Genomic DNA, 26,417 nt, shown 5'->3' on the forward strand with positions numbered 1-26,417 from the left:
AATTTCTCATATATGATTTTAAATTGCTTTAGCTGCGGAAATGCTACCAACATAACAGATAAGACATTTTTTTGTCCAAAATGCTTAAAACAAATAGTTTGCAAAACATGCAGTGAACCTCTAATTAAAGATGCCATTGGTTGTATTGCTTGCGGAACACCAATTTTGGATTTCGCTAAACCTCAATTGAAATTAAACGAGATTGAGTTTGAGCAAAAAGGGGACACTAAGAAATTTAAAGCCAGCTTTACTGATGTAGTTGGCCATGACTTAGTAGCAACTTTTGGTGGATTGGTGGGGATAGGAAATCTTCCAAGAAAAAAATCATTAGGAATTATTTTACCTAAATCTACTATGGAACTTCAATTGAAAAATGGAGAAGATATAGAAGCTATAGAGGAGTTAGACGATGACGATTTTTCAGAAATTTTAAATTCGGTTTTGAAGATGGATGGCGATGGATTAGTATTTCAAACTGTAAATTTTAAGACTACGAAAACTCTAAATAGAGAGATTAGGATTGCTTTGCTCACACTTCTTGGTTACAAATACTTGCATAATGCTGAAGAAGTCAAAAGGAGTAAAATTACTGAAGCCCTAAAAAAATTCAAATTAGGCAGCAGTGCTTTTAGATCTTGGATAACTAAGTCTGAAGAAATTGGGCAAAAATCAGGCGGGCTTGTTTTCCTTACTCCAAATGGTCTTAAAAGTTCAATCGAGATATTGAAAGAAGTCATCAATCCAAATGTCAACATAGGTCTAATAGATTTTTCAAAAACCCGAATAAAAAGGAAAAAGGGAACTGGCGATGATGGAGATGAAACAAAAAAGGGGTCAGGGAAGTCCCCAAAAGAATATGTAATGAAGCTAGTGAGTGAAGGATTTTTTCAAAGTAAAAGAAATTCATCAGACATTATACAACATTTAAAGGTAAACCATGCGGCTGTATTCAAAACCCCTGCTATTACAACTGTCCTAGGCAGGCTTATAACTGACAAAACACTAAAAAGAGAAAAGGGGGAATCAGGAAAATATGTTTATTTCATTTGATAAATCAAAACTATCAGAAGCCCTATCAGGAATTAGCGAGGAGTTTAGAGAGCAAATTATCGATGTCTATATAGAAATTAAAAAGAGGCAAGTTAAGTCGTTTTTCAATGATGAACTTGATACAGTAGGTCTTTCATCAGGGAAGTTTTGTGAAACAGTTTTTAGGATGATTCAGAAAGAAGTTACTGGATCATTTACACCATTTGACAAGCACATATCTAATTTTCCACAGGAATTAACAAAGATAATCATGGCTCCTGCTGGAGCTATAAATGAATCATTAAGAGTAATAATACCTCGGGCATTAATGTTTATTTATACTTTGAGAAATAAGAGGGGAATAGGACATGTTGGAGGGGATGTTGAAGCCAATCAAATTGATATTGGAACAATAGTGAAATCTGTAGACTGGGTAGTTTGTGAACTCATAAGAATATATCATAATTTACCGCTAGAGAAAGCACAGTTAATTGTAGATTCACTAAATTTAAAAATACTACCTGATCTATGGAATATTGATGGTAAAAGAAGAGTTTTAAAATCAGGATTAAAATTTAAAGAAAAGATAATTCTTCTACTGTATAATGAATTAAAAAATAAAGCAAGTTTGGAAGAATTATTTGAATGGTCGGAACACAGCAATAAATCTACATTTAAATCGAGTATTATTAATGGGCTGCATAAGGAAAAGTTAATTGAATTTAATAAAAACACATCTGAGGTAAGCATTTCTCCTACAGGATTAGCACTTGCAGAATCCTTGATTATAAACCAATCTTAAGTTATATCTAATTTTGCTTTTTGTAACTTTTGTATTTTATAATAACCCTACTTTTTCTAAAGTATAATCATAACTACATAAAAATCAATACAGTTCACTTCATAGCATGGAAACCGATTTAATTAATAATATTCATAAACGAACTAACGCAGCTTTAGAATCGAAAGATTCAAAAGTATTTGAAAAGATTTTTGACAAAGATTTAGAATACATTCAGGCTGATGGGAAAATATTAAGCAAAGCAGAATATATTGATGAATTAGAGAAAACTTTCAGGAAGGTTAAATCGATTCAAACCAGTCAATACAGGATTAAATCTTCTTCTGAGCACGAAATATTTACAGAAAAGATTGCCCGCAAATCTGTAATAATTAAACCAAAAATGATATTCTTAACGGATAAACAAACCATCCAAACAGAGGAGATTTTCCAATGGAAAATAATAAATGGCGAATGGAAAGTAATTAAAGTAGAGGTGGTTTTAGAAGAGAAATATTAAATTTATGTTATGCAGAGTGAAGAAAAACTTCGGCTGGAATTTTAAAATAATTTTTAAGCTTTTGAGCCATTTTTAAGGTTATATCTCTTTTTCCTGATAAAATTGCCGACACATGACCTTTGCTGCCAATAATTGGTTCTAAATCTTTTGCTTTAATACCCATTTCTAGCATCTTCAGTTTAATCACTTCAAGAGCATCTAATTCTGGTAAATGATGGTGCTTATCATCATAATCCTTTACTAATACTATTAATAAATCCAACTCATCACTTTCAATAGTATTTGGTTCTGCATGGAATATTTCCATTAGTCTCATTGATGCCTTGGCATAGTCCGTTTCTGTTTTTAATACTTTCCAGTTCATTATATTTTCCTATTTAAGATATTAACATCAAATGGTACAGTTTCAACGTCAATTTTATCATATTCTTGGTGCGTACCAAACCAAATAACATAACATGCTTGCTGTAAAAAATTAATTGATACAACTAATCGAAAATCATTTCCTTTAATATTAAAAACAACCCGGTTATTAGCAATTATACTTGCATTCTTATACACGCTTTTTAATTGATTGAAGTTATTAAATTCCTGTTTAGAAAATTCGTTAAACCAAGTTGTAAGCGAGGATGATCCTAATTGGTAAGTTTTTGCATAATACAATACGGTCTTCTTTACCAAAATTTTCATCAATCAAAAATAAGTAAAAGTTTTCAAAATGCATACTTTTGTGGTTTTATAACATCGTTTTAAAAACCGCTGTGCATATAAGTAATTTTAAAACAAAATCGGTATTTTTGCCGCTTAATTTAGAATTTCAAATATGTTAAGAACAGTAACTTGCGGTGCATTAAGCCTTAAAAATTTGGGCGACAGTGTTACCCTGTGTGGTTGGGTACAAAAATCAAGAGATTTAGGCGGCATGACTTTTATAGACATTCGCGATAGATATGGAATTACACAACTGGTTTTTAACATGGATGATAACCGCGAACTTTGCGAGTCCGCACGAACGCTTGGTCGCGAGTTTGTAATTAAAACCACAGGTACAGTTGTAGAGCGTAGCAACAAAAATCCAAAAATGTTTACCGGCGATATTGAAATTAAGGTTTCTGCTCTGGAAATTTTAAACGCAGCAAAGCTTCCACCTTTCATGATTGATGATGAAACGGATGGTGGTGATGAGTTGCGAATGAAATATCGTTATTTAGACTTACGCCGTAACCCAGTGCGCAACAACTTGGTTTTGCGTCATAAAATGGCTCAATCTGTTCGCCGTTATTTAGATGGATTGGATTTTATTGAGGTAGAAACCCCAGTTTTAATTAAATCTACTCCTGAAGGCGCAAGAGATTTTGTGGTACCGAGCAGAATGAATGCCGGTGAATTTTATGCCTTACCACAATCGCCACAAACATTTAAGCAATTGCTTATGGTATCGGGTTTCGATAGGTATTTCCAGATTGTAAAATGCTTTAGAGATGAAGATTTAAGGGCCGATCGCCAACCTGAGTTTACTCAAATTGATTGCGAAATGTCTTTTATCGAACAAGAAGATATATTAAATACTTTTGAAGGCTTAATTCGTACGCTATTTAAAGAAGTTCGCAATTATGATTTACCAGAAGTACCACGTATGCAATATGCAGATGCAATGCGTTTATATGGTTCGGATAAGCCCGACACCCGTTTTGAAATGCAATTTGTTGAGCTAAACGATTTGGTAAAAGGTAAAGGTTTCCCTGTTTTCGATAATGCGGAACTGGTTGTTGGTATTAATGCAAAAGGTGCCGCAAGCTATACACGTAAGCAATTAGATGAATTAACGGACTTTATAAAACGCCCACAAATTGGTGCAACCGGTTTAATTTATGCCCGCCATAATGAAGACGAAACCCTAAAATCATCAGTTGATAAATTTTTTAACGAAGATGATTTAAAACAATGGAGTGATGCTTTTGAAACTGAAAAAGGCGATTTGATTTTAGTACTTGCTGGCTCTACAGATAAAGTTCGCAAGCAATTAAATGAACTTCGTTTAGAAATGGGTAACCGTTTAGGTTTAAGAGATAAAAATAAATTCTCTGCACTTTGGGTATTGGATTTTCCACTTTTAGAATGGGATGAAGAAACTGAACGTTATCATGCGATGCATCACCCATTTACATCTCCGAAACCAGAAGATATTGCATTGTTAGATACCGACCCTAAAAACGTTCGTGCCAATGCTTACGATATGGTAATTAATGGAACTGAAATCGGTGGAGGTTCAATTCGTATTCATGATAGAGCATTACAAGCCTTGATGTTTAAACATTTAGGATTTAGTGCTGAAGAAGCTCAAAAGCAATTTGGTTTCTTGATGGATGCATTCGAATTTGGAGCACCACCACACGGAGGAATCGCTTTCGGTTTCGACAGATTAACTTCAATATTTGCTGGATTAGATTCTATTCGTGATGTAATTGCATTCCCAAAAAATAATTCGGGAAGAGATGTGATGATTGATAGTCCGAGTACAATTGATGAGAAACAATTGAAAGAACTTAAAATTAAAACTGATTTGTAGTATAATAGTTTATTGGTCATTGGTTCATTAGTCAATAGTTCATTTGTATCATCCGGTTATACCAATGAACTATTGAACTGAAAACAAAAAAGCCACTTAGCATAAAAACGCTAAGTGGCTTAATATTTTCTTGGGCTAAGATTTTCATCCAACCATTACTATTGAACAAATGACCAATGATTACTAATGAACTAAAATGAAAAAGCCACTTAGCATAAAAACGCTAAGTGGCTTGATATTTTCTTGAGTTCAGATTTTTATCCAAACAAATCACCATTGAACAAATGACCAATGATTACTAATGAACTATTGAACCTATCAACTGAACATAGTACTATTGAACAAATGACCAATCAACCATTGAACTAATATGTTTCACTATCTGGTGGAATACCATAGTCTATAAATTTTTTATCTTTTTTCTCCTTCTTTTTTGCGAAAAAGCCTTTTACAGAGTTGTAGATACCAGAAATGTGTTCAGCGTCTATTGATTTACCAACTTTACCAGAAATTAAACCTACAGCAGCTTTAGTTAAAAAACCTGCACCTCTGAATAATGTTTTATTCATAAACACTGGAAGCAAGAAAGACATTGCCGTTCCAGCAATGTTTAATTTATCATCAACTTTAAAAAGATTGCTTGGCGTTGCAAACTTTTTAAGTAAAGCACCTGGAGTAAATTGACTGAAATATTTTTTTGAATCGGACTTAAGCATAGTTTGCTTAAGCATATATTCTACCTTCAACTCTAGCTTCTTAGCTTGAAGATCTTCAAGAGTTCTGATGTTATTATAACTTCTCATCTTCTTCCTCCTTATCAGCAAGTTTATCAAAATATTTTCTAATGGCAACGTTAATGATTGCCTTTTCAATGTATTTATCTTTGGTAAAATAAACAATAACCGCTAACAAAATATAGATTAAAGATACACAACCAAAACCACCTGCATAACTACCTAAAACATCAGATAGAAATAGCGCCAAAGTAACTGAACCAAACAAAAATGCAAGTATGAAACATACAATTACAGCTGTACTGGTTACTAAATCGGCAAATATTTTGGATGCTTTTTCTACAATATGAAGCCTGGTATATTCTAGCCTGGCTTCAAAAAAACCTTTGGCATCTTCAACAAGATCTTCTATGCTTTTGTCTTTATTTTCCTGCATAATTAAGATAAGATTTAACCGGGCAAAAACGCCCGGTTATTATAATGTTATGCGTGCTCTACGTCGTCGCTATATTCTTCCTCTACATTTCTCAATTTGGTTTTAATTGAGCTAACAACCTTTTCTTTCAAACTAGATAGATTATTAATTTCGTCGGCAGCCTTATCTCTTATCGAATCTCCTAAGTCTTTAAGCGACTGACTTAATTTATCACGAGTTTCATCACCTTTTTCTGGTGCAAATAAAATTCCTAAAGCAGCTCCTGCAGCCAATCCTGCTAAAAGGGCAACTACAACTTTTGAGTTATCATTCATAATTAATGTATTTTAAGGGTTTAACATTTAAAAATAACAATGCTGTATTATTTTATTGTTAAGCTATAAATTATAACTCAATTTGCTCGTTATTTGTTTTAATTCTTTCCAATCTTTCTGATGCAAGTGTACTGGATTCGTAAATTTTAACAAGCAATATAAAATAAGACAGCAATAAAGGGCCAAAAACCAAGCCCAAAATTCCGAATAAAGGGATACCAATAATTACGCCAATAACTGTAATTATTGGATGGATGTTACCAACTTTTTTGGCAATAATAAATCTTAGTACATTATCGATATTTATAATCACTACAAAACCAAAAATTAACATTGCCCAACCTTCAAAATTATTGCCGTTCGCAATTTGTAAGACGGCTGCCGGCACAAACACAACCGGCGGACCTAAAACAGGAACAAATGATATGAATGCGGTGATGACGCCCCAAAAAGCAGGATCTTTATAGCCCAACACAAAAAAAGAAAGGCTAACTAATGAACCCTGAACCAAACATATTAAACCTTGCCCTAAAACATTCGCATAAGTTGTATTTCGCATCTCATCGCCAAAACGTAAAGCATTTTGTTCTCTAAATGGGGCATATTTTATTAATGAAGATTCGAACATTTTTCTTTCTATCAACATAAAGTATAATAAAAAGAACATTACCAATAAGCTTAGTACAATGTTAAATGCGCTTGATATAAGTGATGGAAATAATTGAGTTGCAAAATTGCCAATCCTATTCATACCATCCTGAATTAAACTTTCGTTAATTTTTACAGGAATTAAATGTTGAAGTTTTACGAGCAAGTTTTTGAAGAAAATCTCATTATTTTTTAATTCTGAAATTTTACTAATAACCATACTACTTAAAGCGTAGAAGGGCAAAATAATTAAGATGATACTAAATGTAATTAATAACAGCGCTACTAACCTTCTATTCCAACCCCTTACCTCGGCTAAATAAATATAACCTGGGCGCATAATTGTGTATAAAACGAGTGTACTTAAAATAGCGCTAAAAATGCCTTGTAGCGAATAAGCAATTAACAGCCCCAAAGCTATTATAATAACAAGGTTAATGTTATTGCGTTGTTTATATGAAAATACAGACATAATTAATAGCTTATTATTACCTCAATTACTACAAAAGCCTTATTAGTTTGTTTGACCTAAATTTTATTCTTTTTCATCAATTTTAATTGCTTTTATTTTATTGTAAAGCGTTTTTCTATCTATTTTAAGTATTTGAGCTGCTTTTGTTTTATTAAAATTTACTTCTTTTAAAACCCTTAAAATAGCATCAAATTCTGCCTCCTGCGATGCGTTTTTTAAATTTTTAGTTTTATTGTAAAATTTATTTTTTGCCTGAGTTTGTACTTTCTCTTTATCGTAATCTTTGGCGTAGTTAGCAAGTTCCAATGGTAATACGTCAACCTGAATCATATTTCCATCTGTTAACAATGCCACACGCCTGATAACATTTTTTAATTCACGTACATTACCTGGCCAACTGTAACGTAAAAAACAGTTTTTAACCTCTTCAGAAAAACCCTTTATATTTTTATTGAGTTCTTCATTAGTCGTTGCCAAAAATTTCTCTGCAAAAACGATAATATCATTACCTCGTTTTTTTAAAGATGGAATATGAATGGAAAACTCATTAAATCGATGGTACAAATCTTCTCTAAAAGTTCCTTTGGCAATATTTTCAACTAGATTTTCATTGGTTGCAACAATAATCCGAACATCTAAATCTATTTCCTTTGTACTCCCAATACGCTTTACTTTACGTTCTTGAACAGTTCTAAGCAATGTTGCCTGAATTTCGTAAGATAAATTTCCAATTTCATCTAAAAAAAGCGTTCCGCCGTTTGCCTGCTCAAAGTGACCAATTTTGGTATATAAAGCACCGGTAAAGGAACCCTTTTCATGACCGAAAAATTCGCTGCCCGCAAGTTCTTTTGTTAGTGAGCCACAATCCATTGCAATAAATGGCTTGTCTTTTCGCAAGCTATTTAAATGGATGGTTTTAGCAACATATTCCTTTCCTGTACCACTTTTACCGGTTAAAATAATACTGTATGAGGTTGGTGCGATTAATTGTATTTGCTTTAAAAGCGTTGATGAAACATCGCTCCTACCATCAATATAATCCGTATGATTAATGTATTCGGCTTCAGCTAGCGAACTGTTTTTATTTGATAACCCTGAAGTTTCATTAAGTGCCCTTTGCGTTTCTAGAGCTTTGTTAATTGTATTTAAAATCTCATCGGGATATAGCGGCTTTGTGATGTAATCGTAAGCCCCTAATTTAATTAATTCAACAGCCAGCTTAATGTCAGAGTAGCCTGTTATAATAATTACACCAGTTGTAGGGTAATTTTCTTTAATTTTTATAAGAATTTCTTTGCCATCGGTATCATCCAATCGGTAATCGCAAAGCACTAAATCAAAGGTATCATTTGCAAGTATTTCTATGGCAGAATTACCAGTTATGGCATTGGCAACGTCAAAACCATTTCTGGTTAAAAATTTGGATAATAAAAGCCCGATATTAACTTCATCATCTATTATAAGTATCTTCTTTTTCATGTGCGGTAATTCGTTACATAAATAACTAAAAATAATTATAATGGGAAATTTTTTCTACACTTTTTAATTTATTAACTCGAATTAATCAGACAAAAAGTTTACTTTCCAACAAAGGCTGATTTTCGCTTTTCAACAAAGGCAGAAACGCCTTCTTTAAAATCTTCAGTTTCAAAGCACTTTCCAAATTCTTGTGTTTCAACCGAATAGCCATCAGTTTCGTTAAATGATGCTACTACCGATTTAATTGCTGCAGCAACGGCTAATGGAGCTCTTAGTTTTATAGTATTTAAAATTTCTTCAGCTTTTGAGATAACTTCTGCTTGTGGCACAACATAATTTACCAATCCAATTTTTTCAGCTTCTACTGCATTAATCATATTAGCGGTTGTAATCATTTCTATTGCTTTTCCTTTGCCAACCAATTGCGTTAAGCGTTGCGTACCCCCATAACCCGGAATTAAACCAAGTGTAACTTCGGGCAAGCCTAACTTTGCATTATCAGATGCTATGCGAATATGACAAGCCATGGCCAATTCTAATCCACCGCCTAAAGCAAAACCATTTATGGCAGCAATAAATGGCTTTGATGAACCCTCGATGGCATTAAAAACATTTCCGTTTCCGCTCCTAGCAAGTTCTTCTCCCTGTTTACCGTTATAATCAGAAAACTCTTTAATGTCTGCTCCAGCCACAAAGGCCTTCTCACCAGCACCAGTTATAATTACGCCCCTAACTTCAGGTGTTTTATTCGCGAAAGCAATAACATCTGCAAGTTCCGTTAAGGTATCTTTGTTCAAAGCGTTTAACGCTTTTTCACGGTTGATGGTAACATAAAGTATATTTTCTTTTACTGTTGATATTAAGTTCTGATATTCCATAATTTAGAAATTTCTGTTTTCTGTAACCCAATTCTTGATATATTCTGTAATACTTGCCATAGTTGTTCCCGGTGGAAATAACTCACCAACACCAATTGCTGAAAGCTTTGCTCTATCTGCTTCAGGTATTATTCCTCCTCCGGTTAGCAATACATCATCCATTTGTTTTTCTTTCATAAAATGAATGATTTTTGGAAAAACTGTCATGTGTGCTCCAGATAGAATGGAAATTCCAATGGCATCTACATCTTCTTGTAAGGCGGTATTAACTACCATTTCCGGTGTTTGACGAAGACCTGTGTAAATCACTTCCATCCCGGCATCACGCAGCGAAGTGGCAATTACTTTAGCACCTCTATCATGCCCATCCAATCCAACTTTTGCCACTAAAACACGTATTGGTCGGTTTAATGTTTTGCTCATAACGAATATTAAGTTGATGTAAATGTATCGATTTTGATGGAATAGGTGAAATGGATAAAAGATGGAAAATGAATAATGGGAAATGGGCAGGGAGCTATGAGTGTAAACATAAAGAAATTTTAATATTGTATTTCCCATATAACCTTTCTCTCTTTCATCATCCATTCCCCATATTACCTCTGCCGTTATCCATTTCCAATATTACCACTTAAATCATCCATTCCCCATCTTCCATTTCCTTTTTATTCTCTTCACTATTCCTTACCTAAATCCGCTCAAACTTTTTACCTTTGCAATCCTAATTTACAGGTTTTTATGAGTGAAGAGAAGGCTTTAAACTTTATTGAAGAAATTGTTGAGAACGACTTAAATAGTGGTAAGTATGAAACTTTGGTTACGCGTTTCCCGCCAGAACCAAACGGTTATTTACACATTGGCCATGCAAAAGCGATATGTTTAAACTTCGGATTAACACAAAAATATGGCGGTTACACCAACTTGCGTTTTGATGATACCAACCCGGTAACTGAAAAAACTGAGTATGTAAATAGCCAACAAGAAGATATTAAATGGTTGGGCTTTAACTGGAAAAACGAATTATACGCATCAGATTATTTCGATGAATTATATTCATTCGCAGTAAAACTGATTGAAAAAGGTTTGGCTTACGTAGATGAAAGTTCGGCCGATGAAATTGCAGCTTTAAAAGGAACGCCAACAGAACCTGGGCAAGATAGTCCTTACCGAAATAGAAGTGTAGAAGAGAATTTAAATCTTTTCACTAAAATGAAAGCTGGTGAATTTGCAGATGGCGCCTATATTTTACGAGCCAAAATTGATATGGCCAGTACAAATATGCTCATGCGTGATCCAATTATTTACCGCATTAAGCATGCAGAACATCATCGTACTGGCAATAAATGGTGTATTTACCCAATGTACGATTTCGCTCACGGACAGAGCGATAGCATCGAGAACATAACACACTCCATTTGTACTTTAGAATATGTATCTCACCGGGAATTGTACGATTGGTTTATTGAAAAATTAGAGATTTTTCCATCAAAACAATATGAATTTGCTCGTTTAAACCTTACTTCTACGGTAATGAGCAAGCGTAAATTACTTCAACTGGTTAACGAAAACTTAGTTACCGGTTGGGATGATCCACGTATGCCAACCATATCTGGTTTGCGCAGAAGAGGTTTTACGCCAAAAAGCATACGCGAATTTTGTGAACGTATTGGTATAGCAAAACGCGAAAACCTAATTGAACTTAGTTTATTAGAATTTTGTATTCGTGAGGATTTAAACAAAACTGCCAATCGTGTTATGGCAGTTCTAGACCCAATAAAATTAATCATCACCAACTACGAAAAAGGAACAGAAGATTTAATTGGCGAGAATAACCCTGAAGCTGAAGATGGTGGCGGAACTCGTATAATTCCTTTTAGCAATGAACTTTGGATTGAGCGTGAAGATTTTATGGAAGTACCTGCCAAAAAATGGTTCAGATTAGCGCCAGGAGCTATGGTTCGTTTAAAGTTTGCATACATTGTTAAATGTGAAAACTTTGTGAAAGATGAAAATGGTAATGTTACTGAAATTCACTGTTCGTATATTCCTGAATCAAAAAGTGGTAATGACACAAGCGGTATAAACGTTAAAGGAACCATCCATTGGGTTAGTGCACAACATGCAAAAACTGCAGAAATTCGTTTGTACGACCGCTTATTTACGTCAGAAACGCCAGATGCAGAAGAGGGAGACTTTAAAGATTACTTAAACCCTGAAAGTTTAACCATAATACCAAATGCATTTATAGAACCTGCCTTGGCTGATGCAGATTTAGAAAGCCGCTACCAATTTATACGTAAGGGTTACTTCTGTTTAGACCGTGATTCTACAGATGATAAATTGGTGTTTAACAGAACCGTTACGCTGAAAGATACTTTCAAAAAGCCTAATTAGCTGAACACCTCACCACAAAGACGCTGATGAATATAAATTTATCAGCGTTTTTTTTATTCTTTTCCGACCGTTTGTAGGGCCGAAGCAGTGTTTCATCGTCCTGCTTTAAACCGGCCTAATAAATTCATCCATCTTAAACAGGGGAAATCAAATAATAAAAGACATTGATTTTAACGAAATAAATTTATGCCTCAGATTAACATCTAAGACCTATTTACTATCTATTTTTGATTGTGCATTAAAAAATAATTGCCACAGAATCGTAGATTTACACAGAAAATAATTCTGTGATTTCTGTGTTTCTGTGGCAGAATATCTTTAGTACTCATCCATTCTAGTATTTTTGATAGACATTATACAAAACCAATACATCAACAGGGGTTAATTTTGGTGTAATATCAGTTTGTATAAAATGACGTTTAAACGCTGTAATCGCAGCACCCAAATCGCTTGTATCATAACCAATAAGTTTTAACGCTGTAGTGGTATCAAAATTTACAGGCGGGTTTTGCATAACATCATCATACCAATACCCAAATCCTTTTAAAGCCAATTTTTTCCAAGGAAAATTATTTGGATCAGGTTTGCGCTTTGGTGCAATATCAGCATGTCCGATAAAATTTCCGGTAGGAATATTATAGGTTTTCTTCAATGTTGCTAATAGTTTAATTAAACTGATAATTTGAGCATCAGGCCAAACATCTGTAGTACCATTATTATCTAATTCTATCCCGATTGATGAAGAATTTAGGTCGGTATCTTTGCCCCATTTACCAATACCGGCATGGTTTGCTCGTAAATAATCATTAACCATGTGTACTACTTTACCATCGCGACTTACAACATAATGCGCACTTACTGCAGCCTTTACAGAGTGAAAAGTTTTTATGGTTTGAGCCAAACTATCTTGTGCCGTATGATGAATAATTACAAAATTTGGTTTACGAATACCAAAGTTTACCGATGCAATCCACTCCTGATTTTTAACATTTGTAGAATCATAAAGTTGTCCTTCAGGCGGTGTTGCCATTATAATTTTCGAAAAACCTTTTGCTTTTTCTTTATATACTTTCTCTGTAGCGGCATATTTAGTTGATGAACAAGCAGATATTAAAAAGACAGCAGCAATTATAAAAGCAGAATAGGTTTTATTAAGGTTGATTAATGACATATTGTAAATGTTTAACGCGTTGAAGGTACAAAGTTATGGTAAAGTTCATCCTTTGCATCAAACTTTATACAAAGCTTTCAAATTTTACTAATTTAGTGGCGATATCTATTTAAAATGAAGAAAATATACAAAACAAATATATTACTCTCAGCCATAGCGCTTTCTGCAGGTTTATTATCAGCTTGCACAGAAACAACCAAACCAACTAATGGAAAAACCACTTCCGTTGTGCAAAAAGATACGCTGTTAAACTACGTTGCCCAGCGTTTGCCAATATATGAAAGGGTAAAACTTACCACCAACTTAAACGATCTCAGCATAAATGACAGGAAGGTTTTACCGCTGTTAATTCAGGCTGCAGAAATTATGGATCAGCTGTATTGGAAACAAGCTTATCCGCAAAAAGATAGCTTACTGGCTACAATTAAAGATGAAAAAACCCGCGATTTTGTCAATATAAATTATGGTCCATGGGATAGATTAAATAACGATAAACCCTTTGTTGCAGGTGTTGGTGCAAAACCAGAAGGCGCCTCATTTTATCCTTACGGGATAACCAAAGAAGAAATTGAAAAATCAACACTTGCAGATAAATTTGGTGCGTATTCTGTTGTACAGAAAGATAGTACAGGAAAGTTAACTACAGTTCCATATCATGTTTTATTTGCTTATGAGCTACAAAAAGTGTCATCATTATTAAAACAAGCTGCATTAATTGCCGAGGATGCCGGTTTAAAAAAATACCTGAATTTAAGGGCAGATGCTTTGGTATCAGATAATTTTACAGCAAGTGATTATGCTTGGTTAGATATGAAAACCAATGGTTTGGACCTTATTATCGGACCAATAGAAAACTACGAAGACAAGCTTTTTAATGCCCGTACCAGTTACGAAGCTTACGTATTAATTAAGGATAAAGAATGGAGCAAGCGATTGGCGAAATATGTAAAACTGCTTCCTGAATTGCAGAAAAACTTACCCGTACCTGCAAAATACAAAAAAGAAACACCTGGTACAGATTCTGAATTAAATGCTTATGATGTAGTTTATTATGCCGGAGATTGTAATGCCGGTTCTAAAACCATCGCGGTTAACCTTCCAAATGATGAAAAAATTCAGCAGGAAAAAGGAACTCGCCGTTCGCAGTTAAAAAATGCCATGCAAGCAAAATTTGACAAGATTTTAGTTCCGATATCAAAAGAATTGATTGATGCAGAACAACAAAAATACATCAAGTTTGATGCCTTTTTTGCCAATGTAATGTTTCATGAAGTTGCACATGGCTTAGGTATCAAAAAGACAATTAATGGAAAAGGATATGTTCGTGCGGCATTAAAAGAACAATATAGCTGGCTAGAAGAAGGCAAAGCAGATGTACTTGGCCTGTATATGGTAACTGGGTTATTAAAAAAAGGCGAATTGCAGGGCGATGTTAAAGACTATTACACCACTTTTATGGCCGGAATTTTACGCTCAGTTCGTTTCGGCGTATCAGAAGCTCATGGAAAAGCCAATATGCAATGCTTTAATTATTTTAAAGAAAAAGGTGCATTTGAGCGTACCATTAAAGGAACCTACAAAGTAAATTTCGATAAATTCGCAGTAGCGATGAACGAGCTAAGCGCTTTTATTATCACCCTGCAAGGCAACGGAGATAAGGTTGCAGTAGAAAAAGCTCAAAAATCAATGGCTATGATTGCCCCAGAATTGCAATCAGACCTGGATAGATTGACCAGAAAAAACATTCCTGTTGACGTTGTTTTTGAACAAGGCGTTGATGTTTTAGGCATGAAGTAAATTAACAACAATATAATCAGCCGCAGAATTTTAAGTATTTAACTGCTTGAAAATCTGCGGCTTTTTTTTGTTTATTGCTGTTTTTAAAAAAACGCTGTAACCTTTTAAAAAAACGGTCGTCTTACCTATAACTAAAAAACGGGAACCGTTCGTTTCCAAAACTAAGCTTTAAAATAATGCAAAATTGATTGAAACGCAGAAATAGCGTTAAGGATATCGCTTTGCCAAAAATTTAAATTTTAAAAATAAACCAATGAAAAATTTGTACAAAATATCTCTAATTTTTTTAGCCGTTATCGCTTCATTGAATACGTATGCACAAACAACGCCAAAGGCAAATATTACAGGCGCAATCCTCGATGAAAACAAAAAACCTGCAGATTATGTAACTGTGGTTTTGTTCAAAGCATCAGACTCTAGCATTGTAAAAACTGGTTTTACAGACCCAAACGGATTATTCGGTTTTAACATTTCTGTACCAGGAAATTATTACTACAAAGCCAGCAACATGGGTTACAAAACTGTTAAAAGCAAAATTGTAACTTTAACAGATGGAAATCAGAAGATAGATTTCGGAACTGTTCAATTGGTTTCAACTACCGAAAATTTAAAGGAAGTGAACATTGCAGTCACTAAGCCATTAATCGAAAGAAAAATGGATAAAGTTGTGATGAATGTTTCGAGTAGCGCAATTATGACGGGTTCTACTGCTTTAGAAGTTTTGCAAAAAGCACCTGGTGTTTCGGTTGATCAAAATGATAACATCTCTATGCAAGGCAAGCAAGGTGTTTTGATACAATTGGATGGAAAACAAACGTACATGAGCAATGCCGATGTGGCTAACTTACTTCGGAATATGCAAAGTTCGGAGATAGAAACCATTGAGTTAATTACAAATCCATCTTCAAAATACGATGCTTCGGGCAACTCCGGCATTATCAACATCAAAACCAAAAAAAGCAAAAACGGTGGTACAAACGGAAGCATCAATGCTACTGCAGGTTATGGCAAAAATTTTAGAGGGAATGCAGGATTAAACCTTAACCATCGGACTCAAAAACTAAATATTTTTGGCAACTATAATTATGGTAGAACTGAACGCGAAAATTTAATTGCCATAGATAGAATTTCAAATGGCACGCCTGATACCTATTTTATGCAAAGCGGAGTAAGTAACAGGAAACAACAAAACAATAACTTTAAAGCTGGATTAGATTATTTCATCGATAAGAAAAACACAATTGGCTTATTGGTTAATGGATACTTTAACAATGGAACGGAAGCAGCAAAAAACAATACTTTCATTGGTTCTTCTTTTCAAACAGTAGATTCTACTTTGCTATCAAACAGTCTACAAACCAATAAATACAATAACCTATCGTACAATTTAAATTACAAATCTGTTTTAGATACGGCTGGCTCCGAACTTTCTGCCGATTTTGATTATTCTAAATACAATGGAAACGATGTCTCTGATTATGAAAACGACTATTTATTACCCAATGGAAGTAGAATCCGTCCAATTAATTATACCCGAAATAATACACCTTCTAAAATAGACATTAAGGCTTTTAAGGTAGATTATAATGTTGCATTAGGTAAAAGCATCAAATTAGAAGCAGGTGTAAAAAGCAGTTGGGTAAAAACGGATAATGATTTGCAGGCAGAAGAATTCATCAACAATTTGTGGCAAAATGATATTCGCCGAAGCAATCAATTTGTTTACGACGAAAATGTAAATGCAGCTTATACAAATATTAATAAACAATTTAAGAATACAAGTATTCAACTTGGTTTAAGGGTAGAGCAAACCAATTCTACAGGAAATCTAATTACCACGAATACGATTGTTGAAAGAAGTTATTGGGATTTTTTCCCAACATTATTTGTTCAGCAAACTTTGAATAAAAACAACCAGCTAGGATTTTCTTACAGCCGTAGAATCGACCGACCAAGTTATGATGCCTTAAATCCATTTATATATTATTTAGATCAATATACTTACAGCAAAGGGAATCCATTTCTAAAACCTCAATACACCAACAATGTAGAGTTGAGTTATACTTTTATGCAGAAATATATGCTTTCTATTGGTTATAGCAGAACTAATGATGTTATTACTGAAGTGCTCTTACCAGATGAAGCCCAGAAAGCTTTATATCAAACCAATGAAAACCTTGCAAAAAACATTAGCTATAATGCCAATTTAAACATCCCGGTTAAAGTGGCCAAATGGTGGGAAATGAACAATAATTTAAACGTTTTCTATTTAAGTTTCGAAGCACCTGATTTAGCTGGAAGTGCTCTAAAAACCGGAAAAACATCTTTCCAGTTTAAATCGCAACAAAGCTTTACGATAGTTAGTGGATTTACAGCAGAACTAAACGGCAGCTACGAATCTCCACTTGATTATGGTACGCTCAGCATAAAATCTAGGTATTCAATAGATGCCGGATTGAGTAAATCTTTAATGAATAAAAAAGCGAGTTTAAAACTTGCCTTATCGGACGTGTTTAACACCTACAAAACTGATTTGTCGAGCGCATATCCTGGTTTAAAATATGATGTTCATCAAAAAAATGAAAGTCAAATTGGACGAATAACTTTTACTTATCGGTTTGGTAAAAATGAAATTAAGCCCGCCCGCCGCCGTTCTACCGGAACAGAAGCAGAACAGAATAGGATGAAAAACTAATTGTTAGAGAGGAGTTTTTTCTTTATAAAAACCACATGATTTGTGCTTAACTATAAAAATTGAAATATTAATGCCGTCGGCTGAAGCCGGACGGCAATGAATAGCTGTTATTTCGATTAACAGCAGGGAGAGTATTTTGATAAATTACAAACTCCATGTAAATAATAGAGCCAATTCTCTGTTTACTCAAAGACCGTTGATAAAAAAGATATAAACAACTATAATTAGCCATTTATAATTCATTGCCGTCTGGCTTTAGCCGGACGGCAATGAATAGCTGTTATTTCGATTAATAGCAGGGAGAGTATTTTGGTAAATTACAAAATCCATGTAAACCATAGAGCCAATTCTCTGTTTCCTCAAAGACCGTTGATAAAAAAGATATAAACAACTATAATTAGCCATTTATAATTCATTGCCGTCTGGCTTTAGCCGGACGGCAAAAAAAGGGCGATGTTTCCATCGCCCTTTGCTATTATTTACTCAAATACATTGATTTATCTTTATAAAGCTTGCGGAAATATGGGTCTTCCAAATCCTTAATGAAACGAATCGCCTCACCAGTAGATTTCATTTCCGGACCTAACTCTTTCGTAACTTCCGGGAATTTCTCGTAAGAGAAAACAGGTTCTTTAATGGCATAACCTTTTAGTTTACGTTCGATGGTAAAATCTTTCAATTTCGCCACACCCAACATAATTTTCGCTGCAATATTGATGTATGGAACATCATAAGCTTTTGCGATAAAAGGAACCGTACGAGATGCTCTTGGGTTTGCTTCAATTACATAAACCTTCTCATCTTTAATGGCGAACTGGATGTTTAATAATCCAATAACATTTAAAGCTTTGGCAATTTTAATCGAGTATTCTTCCATCGATTTGGTTACCTTTTCTGATAAGCTGAATGTTGGCAAAACCGCAAATGAATCTCCAGAGTGAATACCTGCAGGCTCGATGTGTTCCATCATACCTACGATGTGCACATCGTCTCCATCAGAGATGGAATCAGATTCTGCTTCTTCTGCTCTATCTAAAAAGTGGTCAATCAAAACCCTGTTTCCTGGTAAATCACCCAATAATTTTACAACTGCTTTTTCTAAATCTTCGTCATTAATTACAATGCTCATTCCTTGTCCGCCTAAAACGTAGCTCGGGCGAACCAAAACCGGATAACCCACTTCGTTTGCTACAACAATGGCTTCCTCTGCATTTTCTGCAACACCGTAACGTGGATAAGGAATATCCAACTCTTTTAACAAATCAGAAAAACGACCGCGGTCTTCGGCAATATCCATATTCTCGAAAGATGTACCGATAATTCTGATGCCTTTTTCTTTAAGTTTCTCAGCCATTTTAAGTGCCGTTTGTCCACCCAACTGCACAATAACACCCATTGGTTTTTCCAATTCGATTATCTCACGAACATGTTCCCAAAAAACCGGCTCGAAATATAATTTATCGGCCATATTAAAATCTGTAGAAACCGTTTCTGGGTTACAGTTAATCATGATGGCTTCAATTCCAGATTCTTTTGCAGCCAACAAGCCGTGTACACAAGAGTAATCAAATTCTATACCTTGCCCAATGCGATTCGGACCAGAACCTAAGACAATAACTTTTTTGTTGTTAGATGGAATAGATTCGTTTTCTTCATCAAAAGATGAATAATAATATGGTGTTTTAGCCGGGAACTCCGCAGCACAAGTATCAACCATTTTATAAACGCGGTTAATTCCTAATGCTTTACGTCTGTCATAAACCTCATCTTCGGTAACATTTCCAAGCAACCAGGCAATCTGAATATCAGAGAAACCTTTTTGTTTCAAGTTCATGAAGAAATCCTGAGGGATATTATTTAACGAATATCTTTTCAGTTCAGTTTCTAAAAGAACTAAATCCTGAATTTGATTCAAAAACCATTTATCAATTTTAGTCACCTTGCGGATAGATTCCAAAGGCACACCCATTGTCATGGCATCTTTTATTAAAAACAAACGGTTCCATGAGGCATGCTCTAAACCGTCCATAATTTCTTCTATGTTACGCACTTGTCTGCCATCGGCGCCTAAACCTGCACGGCCTATCTCTAAACTCTGACAAGCTTTTTGCAAGGCTTCGATAAAAGTACGACCAATCGCCATTACCTCACCAACCGATTTCATTTGCAAACCAAGCTCTTTATTGGCTCCTTTAAATTTATCGAAATTCCAACGCGGAATTTTAACGATAACGTAATCTAAAGTAGGCTCAAAATATGCTGAAGTTGTTTTTGTGATTTGATTTTCGATTTCATCTAAGTTATAACCGATGGCCAGTTTTGCTGCAATTTTAGCGATAGGATAACCTGTTGCTTTACTTGCTAGCGCTGATGAACGGGATACACGAGGATTAATTTCGATGGCGATGATTTCATCATTGGCAGGATTTACCGAGAACTGAACGTTACAACCACCAGCAAAATTTCCGATGGCTCGCATCATTTTTATCGCCTGGTTACGCATGTCCTGGTAACAACGGTCAGATAAAGTCATTGCTGGTGCAACCGTAATCGAATCTCCGGTGTGAATACCCATTGGGTCGAAGTTTTCGATTGAGCAAATGATAATTACATTATCATTGCTATCTCTCAAAAGTTCTAACTCATATTCTTTCCAGCCTAAAACAGCTTTTTCTACTAAAACCTCATGCGTAGGAGAAGCTTCTAAACCGCGTTTAAGTGCAGCATCAAATTCTTCTTTTTTATGTACAAAACCACCACCAGAACCACCTAAAGTGTATGATGGACGAATTACCAGTGGATAACCGATTTCCTGAGCGGCCTCTTTACCTTCTAAAAACGAGTTAGCAATTTTTGATTGTGCTACGCCAACGCCAATATCAACCATTAACTGGCGGAAACATTCGCGGTTTTCAGTTTTCTCAATCGCGTCAACATCTACTCCAACAACTTTAACACCGTACTTTTCCCAAACACCACGTTCTTCTGCTTCCTTACAAAGGTTTAACGCTGTTTGTCCACCCATGGTAGGCAATACCGCATCAATTCTAGGCAAATCAGGAGAATCGATGTGTTCCTGTAAAATAACTTCTATTGAATCAACAGATAGCGGACGAAGATATACATGGTCGCCGATAACTTTATCCGTCATAATCGTAGCCGGATTCGAGTTAATAATGGAAACGGTTATTCCTTCTTCTTTTAAGGATAACGCTGCTTGCGAACCGGAGTAATCAAATTCGCAGGCTTGGCCAATAATAATTGGTCCTGATCCGATAATCAATACTGAGCGAATGGAGGTGTCTTTAGGCATGATAAAGCTTAATACAGTAATTAAATTTCTAAAGTGTAAGTTCTTGTTAGAACCATGAAGCAAGAAGGTTTTTTGCTTTTATAAGAAGAAAATCCCAACTGTTCTGTCGGGATGCAAAGATACACGTTTAGAAGTATTTTAAGCCGATTATTTTAAAATAAAAAAGAGGGTTTGTAAAGCCCTCTTATGTAAATTATTCTTTTGTAATAAATACTATTGCTGCAATTTTATTTCGCCCAAATCAGTTGTTGCACTATCTTTTACTGCAACATTTTCTATGGTTGCATCCTTATAGGGTGCATTACCTTTAATCCAAACTTTATAAACACCTTCTTTGAGGTTAATAAATGTAAACGCTCCGCTATTTAATTCAGCTCTTACCGTATCGGTACCAGCCACTAAAGCGACTGCCGATACACCTTCGGGTGGCGTAATCTTTCCAGTAATTCCACCAACTCTAATATTTGTAAAGGCAAACGCCACGAATGATAATAGTACAATAGCGACCAGACTTTTATTCAATTTTTTCATAACAAAGGGATTTTTGATTTGATTACAATACGATATAATTTTCAAAAGTTAAATTATGTTAAATATAAACCCAAATTTCTATACAAAGTTTGCTAAAACGAACAAATATTTAGGCTTCGTACTAACAAATAGACAATAGAAAACGAAAAATTGTAAGCTTTTTTAAGCTTTAAACGCAGATTATCTAAATTTTTCCTTGAAACTCACGGTAGTGGTCATATATACGTCACGAAACGGATAGGAAGTGATTATTGGCAATAATGTTGTAATAAGCTGAATGTATTTGCGTTTTGTAAATACTTTAGTTCAATCTAAAGCTTCCTCGCGGAGTAGTTAACCGCAATGAGGATTTCTTCATAAATAGTTTGTTTGGTTTATTATCCGGTCAGAGGAGCCCTCCTCGACCGGATTTTTTCTTTAATCGCCTTTTTGTTTCTATTTTTGAATACAATGATATTAACAGCGAGTTCATTCCTGCAATTTTTAATCAACCAATTCGAACACACCTCATGGCTCGAATGGATAGCAGTTATTACCGGGTTTATCTGTATTTACCTGGCTGCAAAAGAAAGCATCTGGAACTGGCCGATATCTTTAATTAGCGTAACGGCCTACGGATTTTTATTTTACAAGGAAGCTATGTACGGCGATATGACGCTTCAAATGTATTTCCTTTTTACCGGTTTTTACGGCTGGTATTTTTGGTTAAGCAAAAAAGCTGAAACACAAAAACCAATAACATTATTAAACTTGCGAGGTTGGGTAATTTCTATAATTTCCATTGCTTTATTAAGTTTATTTTTAGGTTGGTTTATGTCGAAATATACCAATAGCACTGTACCATATACCGATGGCTTTTGTACATCGGTAAGTTTTGTTGCCCAAATCTTATTAACCAGAAAAATTTTGCAAAATTGGCTATTATGGATTTTTGTTAACATCTGTTACGTACCATTATTTCTTTATAAACATTTAAATTTAAGCGCAATTTTATATTTTGTATTAATTACAATCGCTTTAAAAGGCTACTTAGATTGGAGAAAAAAATTTCGTGAACAAATCAATTAAAAAAATTGCTATTGTAGGTCCTGAAAGCACAGGCAAATCTACCATGTCTCAACTCCTTGCGAAACACTATAAAGTTTCCTGGGTGCCCGAATACGCCCGCTATTATTGCGAAAATTTAACAGCAACATACACTATACAAGATGAGGTAAACATGTTTTACGGACAGATAGCTTTGGAAGACGCAATATTAACAACTACGGAAAATGAATTTATAATTTGCGACACAACATTTGTTACCGTTAAAATATGGAGCGATGAAATGTTAGGCGAAACACCTCAAATTGTGTTGGATGCCTTACCAAAAAGGCCATACGACCTCTATCTTTTAATGGATATTGATTTGCCTTGGCAAGATGACCCTTTACGCGATTTCCCAAACCAAAGGGAATATTTTATGGAAGTTTGGCATAAAGAACTTAAAGCTTTAAATGCAAATTATAAAGTAGTTAGCGGTATTGGGGATATTAGGATTAAAAATGCCATCGCAACAATTGATGATTTTTTACATCCTTAATTTTTTGGAAAGCAACTGCAGTAATACTATTAAAATACCTTCCCGCCCCGGCTTCTGCCCCAATGAAAAATTGGTGGCATCTCGCTTTGGTCGGGTTTAGGCGGCTAAAAATGGCAGTACTATTAGGGGTAAAATAAACCCGATTGAAACGGAAAACAAAAGCTTCTTCTGCTTTTTTTGGAGAGTAAAGCGGGACAGAAACTTACCGATAGCTGTAGAAAACTGCTTTTCTAAAATTAAAAAGCATCAATATATTTTTTCTGCTGTATTGTTAAAATATTTTCTACATTTGCCACATCATTAGGGGGTGCCTTGTTTGTTATAAACACAAAAACGGGCTGAGATCATACCCATTTTGGAGTTGAAAGTTAAACGTTATAAGTTATAAGTGAACAACCACTTAAAACTTAAAACCTACAACTTAAAACTTTAAATGCACCTGATCCGGGTAATGCCGGCGTAGGGATTGGAGTTATGGAAGTTTAACTGAAATCGGGAGTACCCCTATTTCCGATGGGTTTAACTAAACAATTAAAAATTGAAAAAATTACTTTTTGCGGTTTTCACTGCAATGATGCCATTCTTTGCATTGGCACAAATTTCTATCACAGGGAAAGTGACAGATAACAATCAAAAACCTTTACCTGGTGCAACCATTAAAGTAAGAAACCAGAAAACAGCTGTCGTAAGCACTGCTGATGGGAGTTTTACTTTATCAAATTTATCTGCAGGTAACTATGTTTTAAATGTGAGTTATTTAGGTTACAAATCAACTGAGCGAGCAATAACACTCTCACAAAATGAAACCTTAAATTTTACTTTGGTTCCTCAGGCATTTTTGGCAGATGAAGTAATTGTTCGGGCCACAAGAGCAAATGAAAAATCTGCTACGGCCTACAAAAACATTGGTAAGGCAGAAATTCAAGAAAATAACTTCGGTCAGGATTTACCTTTCATACTTCAAAACACGCCTGGTGTTGTCGTTACATCTGATGCCGGAGCTGGAGTGGGTTACACCGGAATTCGAATCCGCGGTAGCGACAATAGCAGAATAAATGTAACAGTTAACGGTATCCCGATAAATGATAGTGAAAGCCAGGGAACATTCTATGTAAACATTCCAGATTTCGCCTCTTCTGTTGATAACATCCAAATTCAACGCGGTGTAGGTACATCTACAAATGGAGCTGGAGCTTTCGGCGCAAGTTTAAATATTCAAACAACAGCGAGCGAAATGGAACCTTATGCAGAGGTAAACAGCACTTACGGCAGTTTCGATACCTGGAAAAATACAGTTAAAGTTGGTACCGGACTAATCAACAACCGTTTCAGTTTTGATGGGCGTTTATCAAGAATCAGTTCAGATGGTTACGTGGATAGAGGCGCATCACTTTTAAAATCTTACTTTATGTCGGGCGCTTACCACGGCAATAAAGACTTATTGAGGATAAACGTTTTTGCGGGTTCAGAAAAAACCTATCAATCATGGAACGGAATACCAGAATCGAGACTGAATAATGATGTTGCAGGCATGCAGGCTTACATCGATAGAAATGGATTAAGCCAGGCAGACGCTGATAATTTATTAAATTCAGGCAGAACGTACAATAGCTTTTTATACAATAACCAAACCGATAATTACTGGCAAAATCATTATCAGTTGCTTTATGCAAGGCAGTTATCTGATAAATTATCATTCAATGGTGCGTTACATTATACGCAAGGCGAAGGTTACTATGAAGAATATAGGGTTCAAAACAATTTAGCTGATTATGGCTTACAGCCTGTTATAATTGGTGGAACAACCATAGATAAAACCGATTTAATTCGTCGACGTTGGTTAGATAATGATTTTTATGGTGTTACCTATGCATTTAATTATGTACCAGAAAAGAATCTGAATTTTACTTTGGGTGGTGCTTACAATGAATATAAAGGTGCACACTTCGGACAAATAATTTGGGCACAATATGCATCAAATGGAAGTATAGACAGGCATTATTATGATAACGATGGCTTTAAAACCGACTTTAACATTTATGGAAAAGTGAATTACAGCCCAATTGAAAACCTAAGCTTATTTATGGATTTACAGTACCGCAGGGTTTATTACGATATTGCCGGAACAGAAAACAAGCTGAACACCTTAGCCATTAACGAAACCTTAAATTTCTTTAATCCTAAATTTGGTGCAACTTATTTTATAAATCCAGAAAGCAATTTATATGCTTCATTTAGTGTAGCTAATAAAGAGCCAAATCGCGATGATTATACGGATGCAGCCGTAGGCGTTTTTCCGAAACCAGAAAACTTAAATGATGTAGAATTAGGCTATCGTTTTAAAAATAAGCAATTCAATTTAGGTGCAAACGCTTACGGTATGTTTTATAAAAACCAGTTGGTTGTAACGGGTAAAATAAACGATGTTGGTGGAAATTACCGTCAGAATGTAGATAAAAGTTATCGCTTAGGTATTGAAATTGATGGTTCATACATCATAAATAAATCATTTGCCTTGAATGCAAATGCAGCACTTAGCAGAAATAAAATTAAAAACTTTACAGAGTATTATGATGATTACGATAATGGCGGACAAGTTGTAAATAACTATTCGTTAACTGATATTTCATACTCACCCGCAGCAGTTCTTTTTGGCGAGTTGGTATATAAACCTATCGCTGGTTTTGCAGTTGCTTTACAGAGCAAATATGTAAGCAAACAATATTTAGATAACACTCAAAATAACGACAGAACCATAAATGGTTACTGGGTGAGCAATGCTCGTTTGGGCTACGATTTTAAATTTGCAGGTGTTAAAAATGTAAACCTTGGCTTGCTTGTAAATAACCTATTCGATAAAAAATATGAAAGCAATGGATATACTTACGGCTATTTATCTGGCGGAAGCAGGGTTACCGAAAACTTTTATTATCCACAGGCAGGCACCAACTTTTTACTAAGTTTAAATGTTAAATTTTAAATTAAGGTAAAAGGCGAAAGGTATTAAGCTAGAAGGATAATGACCTGTTGAGCTTGAAAATACGTGTTGTATAATTGCTAGTCACGAAGCAATC

General features: G+C 34.9%; 22 protein-coding genes. 10 read left to right on the forward strand and 12 right to left on the reverse strand.

What is annotated here, in order from left to right:
- Positions 1-12: 12 nt before the first annotated feature.
- The 3 genes from D7004_RS20370 (at position 13) to D7004_RS20380 (ending at position 2,330) form a co-directional block, all read left to right on the forward strand.
- Positions 13-1,050: a zinc ribbon domain-containing protein gene (locus tag D7004_RS20370; RefSeq protein WP_123207664.1), complete on the forward strand. Its 1,038-nt coding sequence runs from the start codon at positions 13-15 to the stop codon at positions 1,048-1,050.
- Positions 1,034-1,831 carry a hypothetical protein gene (locus D7004_RS20375; RefSeq protein ID WP_123207665.1) on the forward strand — a complete coding sequence of 266 codons (798 nt, stop codon included), beginning with the start codon at positions 1,034-1,036 and terminating at the stop codon, positions 1,829-1,831. Before D7004_RS20370 ends, D7004_RS20375 begins: the two co-directional genes overlap by 17 nt.
- A 106-nt stretch (positions 1,832-1,937) precedes the next feature.
- The gene (locus D7004_RS20380; RefSeq protein ID WP_123207666.1) at positions 1,938-2,330 is read left to right on the forward strand and encodes a nuclear transport factor 2 family protein; all 393 of its coding nucleotides are present in this window, start codon (positions 1,938-1,940) and stop codon (positions 2,328-2,330) included.
- 7 nt (positions 2,331-2,337) lie between these two features.
- Here the strand turns inward: D7004_RS20380 and D7004_RS20385 are convergent, their stop codons facing one another.
- Together D7004_RS20385 and D7004_RS20390 are read right to left on the reverse strand one after the other, a co-directional pair.
- Entirely contained in the window at positions 2,338-2,694 is a 357-nt protein-coding gene (locus tag D7004_RS20385) for a helix-turn-helix domain-containing protein (RefSeq protein WP_123207667.1), read from the reverse strand.
- On the reverse strand, positions 2,694-3,020 hold the full coding sequence (locus D7004_RS20390) for a type II toxin-antitoxin system HigB family toxin (RefSeq protein ID WP_123207668.1): 327 nt from the start codon (positions 3,018-3,020) through the stop codon (positions 2,694-2,696). Before D7004_RS20390 ends, D7004_RS20385 begins: the two co-directional genes overlap by 1 nt.
- A 133-nt stretch (positions 3,021-3,153) precedes the next feature.
- Between D7004_RS20390 and aspS the strand changes: the two genes are divergently transcribed.
- Positions 3,154-4,899, forward strand: coding sequence for an aspartate--tRNA ligase (gene aspS, locus D7004_RS20395; RefSeq protein ID WP_123207669.1), 1,746 nt, complete (start codon positions 3,154-3,156; stop codon positions 4,897-4,899).
- A 365-nt stretch (positions 4,900-5,264) separates the two neighbouring features.
- Here the strand turns inward: aspS and D7004_RS20400 are convergent, their stop codons facing one another.
- From D7004_RS20400 to D7004_RS20430, 7 genes are all read right to left on the reverse strand, one after another.
- On the reverse strand, positions 5,265-5,702 hold the full coding sequence (locus tag D7004_RS20400; RefSeq protein ID WP_123207670.1) for a hypothetical protein: 438 nt from the start codon (positions 5,700-5,702) through the stop codon (positions 5,265-5,267).
- Entirely contained in the window at positions 5,689-6,069 is a 381-nt protein-coding gene (locus D7004_RS20405; protein WP_123207671.1) for a phage holin family protein, read from the reverse strand. The genes D7004_RS20400 and D7004_RS20405 overlap by 14 nt, the downstream gene beginning before the upstream one ends.
- A gap of 47 nt (positions 6,070-6,116) precedes the next feature.
- A complete protein-coding gene (locus D7004_RS20410; protein ID WP_123207672.1) occupies positions 6,117-6,383 on the reverse strand; it encodes a YtxH domain-containing protein in 267 nt (88 codons plus the stop codon).
- Between the two features lie 70 nt (positions 6,384-6,453).
- Positions 6,454-7,503: an AI-2E family transporter gene (locus tag D7004_RS20415; protein WP_123207673.1), complete on the reverse strand. Its 1,050-nt coding sequence runs from the start codon at positions 7,501-7,503 to the stop codon at positions 6,454-6,456.
- A gap of 63 nt (positions 7,504-7,566) precedes the next feature.
- Complete coding sequence (locus D7004_RS20420; RefSeq protein ID WP_123207674.1) at positions 7,567-8,982, reverse strand: sigma-54-dependent transcriptional regulator; 1,416 nt, start codon at positions 8,980-8,982, stop codon at positions 7,567-7,569.
- A 98-nt stretch (positions 8,983-9,080) separates the two neighbouring features.
- Complete coding sequence (locus D7004_RS20425; RefSeq protein ID WP_123207675.1) at positions 9,081-9,860, reverse strand: enoyl-CoA hydratase/isomerase family protein; 780 nt, start codon at positions 9,858-9,860, stop codon at positions 9,081-9,083.
- 3 nt (positions 9,861-9,863) lie between these two features.
- A complete protein-coding gene (locus D7004_RS20430; protein ID WP_123207676.1) occupies positions 9,864-10,283 on the reverse strand; it encodes a cobalamin B12-binding domain-containing protein in 420 nt (139 codons plus the stop codon).
- A 315-nt stretch (positions 10,284-10,598) separates the two neighbouring features.
- Between D7004_RS20430 and D7004_RS20435 the strand changes: the two genes are divergently transcribed.
- Complete coding sequence (locus D7004_RS20435; RefSeq protein ID WP_123207677.1) at positions 10,599-12,254, forward strand: glutamine--tRNA ligase/YqeY domain fusion protein; 1,656 nt, start codon at positions 10,599-10,601, stop codon at positions 12,252-12,254.
- A gap of 334 nt (positions 12,255-12,588) precedes the next feature.
- Here the strand turns inward: D7004_RS20435 and D7004_RS20440 are convergent, their stop codons facing one another.
- Complete coding sequence (locus D7004_RS20440) at positions 12,589-13,425, reverse strand: N-acetylmuramoyl-L-alanine amidase (RefSeq protein WP_123207678.1); 837 nt, start codon at positions 13,423-13,425, stop codon at positions 12,589-12,591.
- Positions 13,426-13,539: 114 nt separating this feature from the next.
- Between D7004_RS20440 and D7004_RS20445 the strand changes: the two genes are divergently transcribed.
- Both D7004_RS20445 and D7004_RS20450 read left to right on the forward strand, forming a co-directional pair.
- Positions 13,540-15,222, forward strand: a complete 1,683-nt coding sequence (locus D7004_RS20445) for a dipeptidyl-peptidase 3 family protein (protein WP_123207679.1) — start codon at positions 13,540-13,542, stop codon at positions 15,220-15,222.
- Positions 15,223-15,475: 253 nt separating this feature from the next.
- Positions 15,476-17,917, forward strand: coding sequence for a TonB-dependent receptor domain-containing protein (locus tag D7004_RS20450; RefSeq protein ID WP_123207680.1), 2,442 nt, complete (start codon positions 15,476-15,478; stop codon positions 17,915-17,917).
- Positions 17,918-18,392: 475 nt separating this feature from the next.
- On the opposite strand, the gene carB is transcribed toward D7004_RS20450, so the two are convergent.
- Together carB and D7004_RS20460 are read right to left on the reverse strand one after the other, a co-directional pair.
- Positions 18,393-21,230: a carbamoyl-phosphate synthase large subunit gene (gene carB / locus D7004_RS20455; RefSeq protein ID WP_123207681.1), complete on the reverse strand. Its 2,838-nt coding sequence runs from the start codon at positions 21,228-21,230 to the stop codon at positions 18,393-18,395.
- A gap of 213 nt (positions 21,231-21,443) precedes the next feature.
- A complete protein-coding gene (locus D7004_RS20460; RefSeq protein ID WP_123207682.1) occupies positions 21,444-21,761 on the reverse strand; it encodes a carboxypeptidase regulatory-like domain-containing protein in 318 nt (105 codons plus the stop codon).
- 450 nt (positions 21,762-22,211) lie between these two features.
- Between D7004_RS20460 and pnuC the strand changes: the two genes are divergently transcribed.
- The 3 genes from pnuC to D7004_RS20475 all read left to right on the forward strand — a co-directional run bounded on the left by pnuC (position 22,212) and on the right by D7004_RS20475 (position 26,323).
- Positions 22,212-22,829: a nicotinamide riboside transporter PnuC gene (gene pnuC / locus D7004_RS20465; protein WP_123207683.1), complete on the forward strand. Its 618-nt coding sequence runs from the start codon at positions 22,212-22,214 to the stop codon at positions 22,827-22,829.
- A complete protein-coding gene (locus D7004_RS20470; RefSeq protein ID WP_123207684.1) occupies positions 22,813-23,343 on the forward strand; it encodes an AAA family ATPase in 531 nt (176 codons plus the stop codon). Before pnuC ends, D7004_RS20470 begins: the two co-directional genes overlap by 17 nt.
- 538 nt (positions 23,344-23,881) lie before the next feature.
- Positions 23,882-26,323 carry a TonB-dependent receptor gene (locus D7004_RS20475; RefSeq protein ID WP_341867695.1) on the forward strand — a complete coding sequence of 814 codons (2,442 nt, stop codon included), beginning with the start codon at positions 23,882-23,884 and terminating at the stop codon, positions 26,321-26,323.
- The last annotated feature ends 94 nt before the right edge of the window (positions 26,324-26,417 follow it).

Source organism: Pedobacter jejuensis (assembly GCF_003725795.1).
Taxonomy (GTDB): Bacteria; Bacteroidota; Bacteroidia; order Sphingobacteriales; family Sphingobacteriaceae; genus Pedobacter; species Pedobacter jejuensis.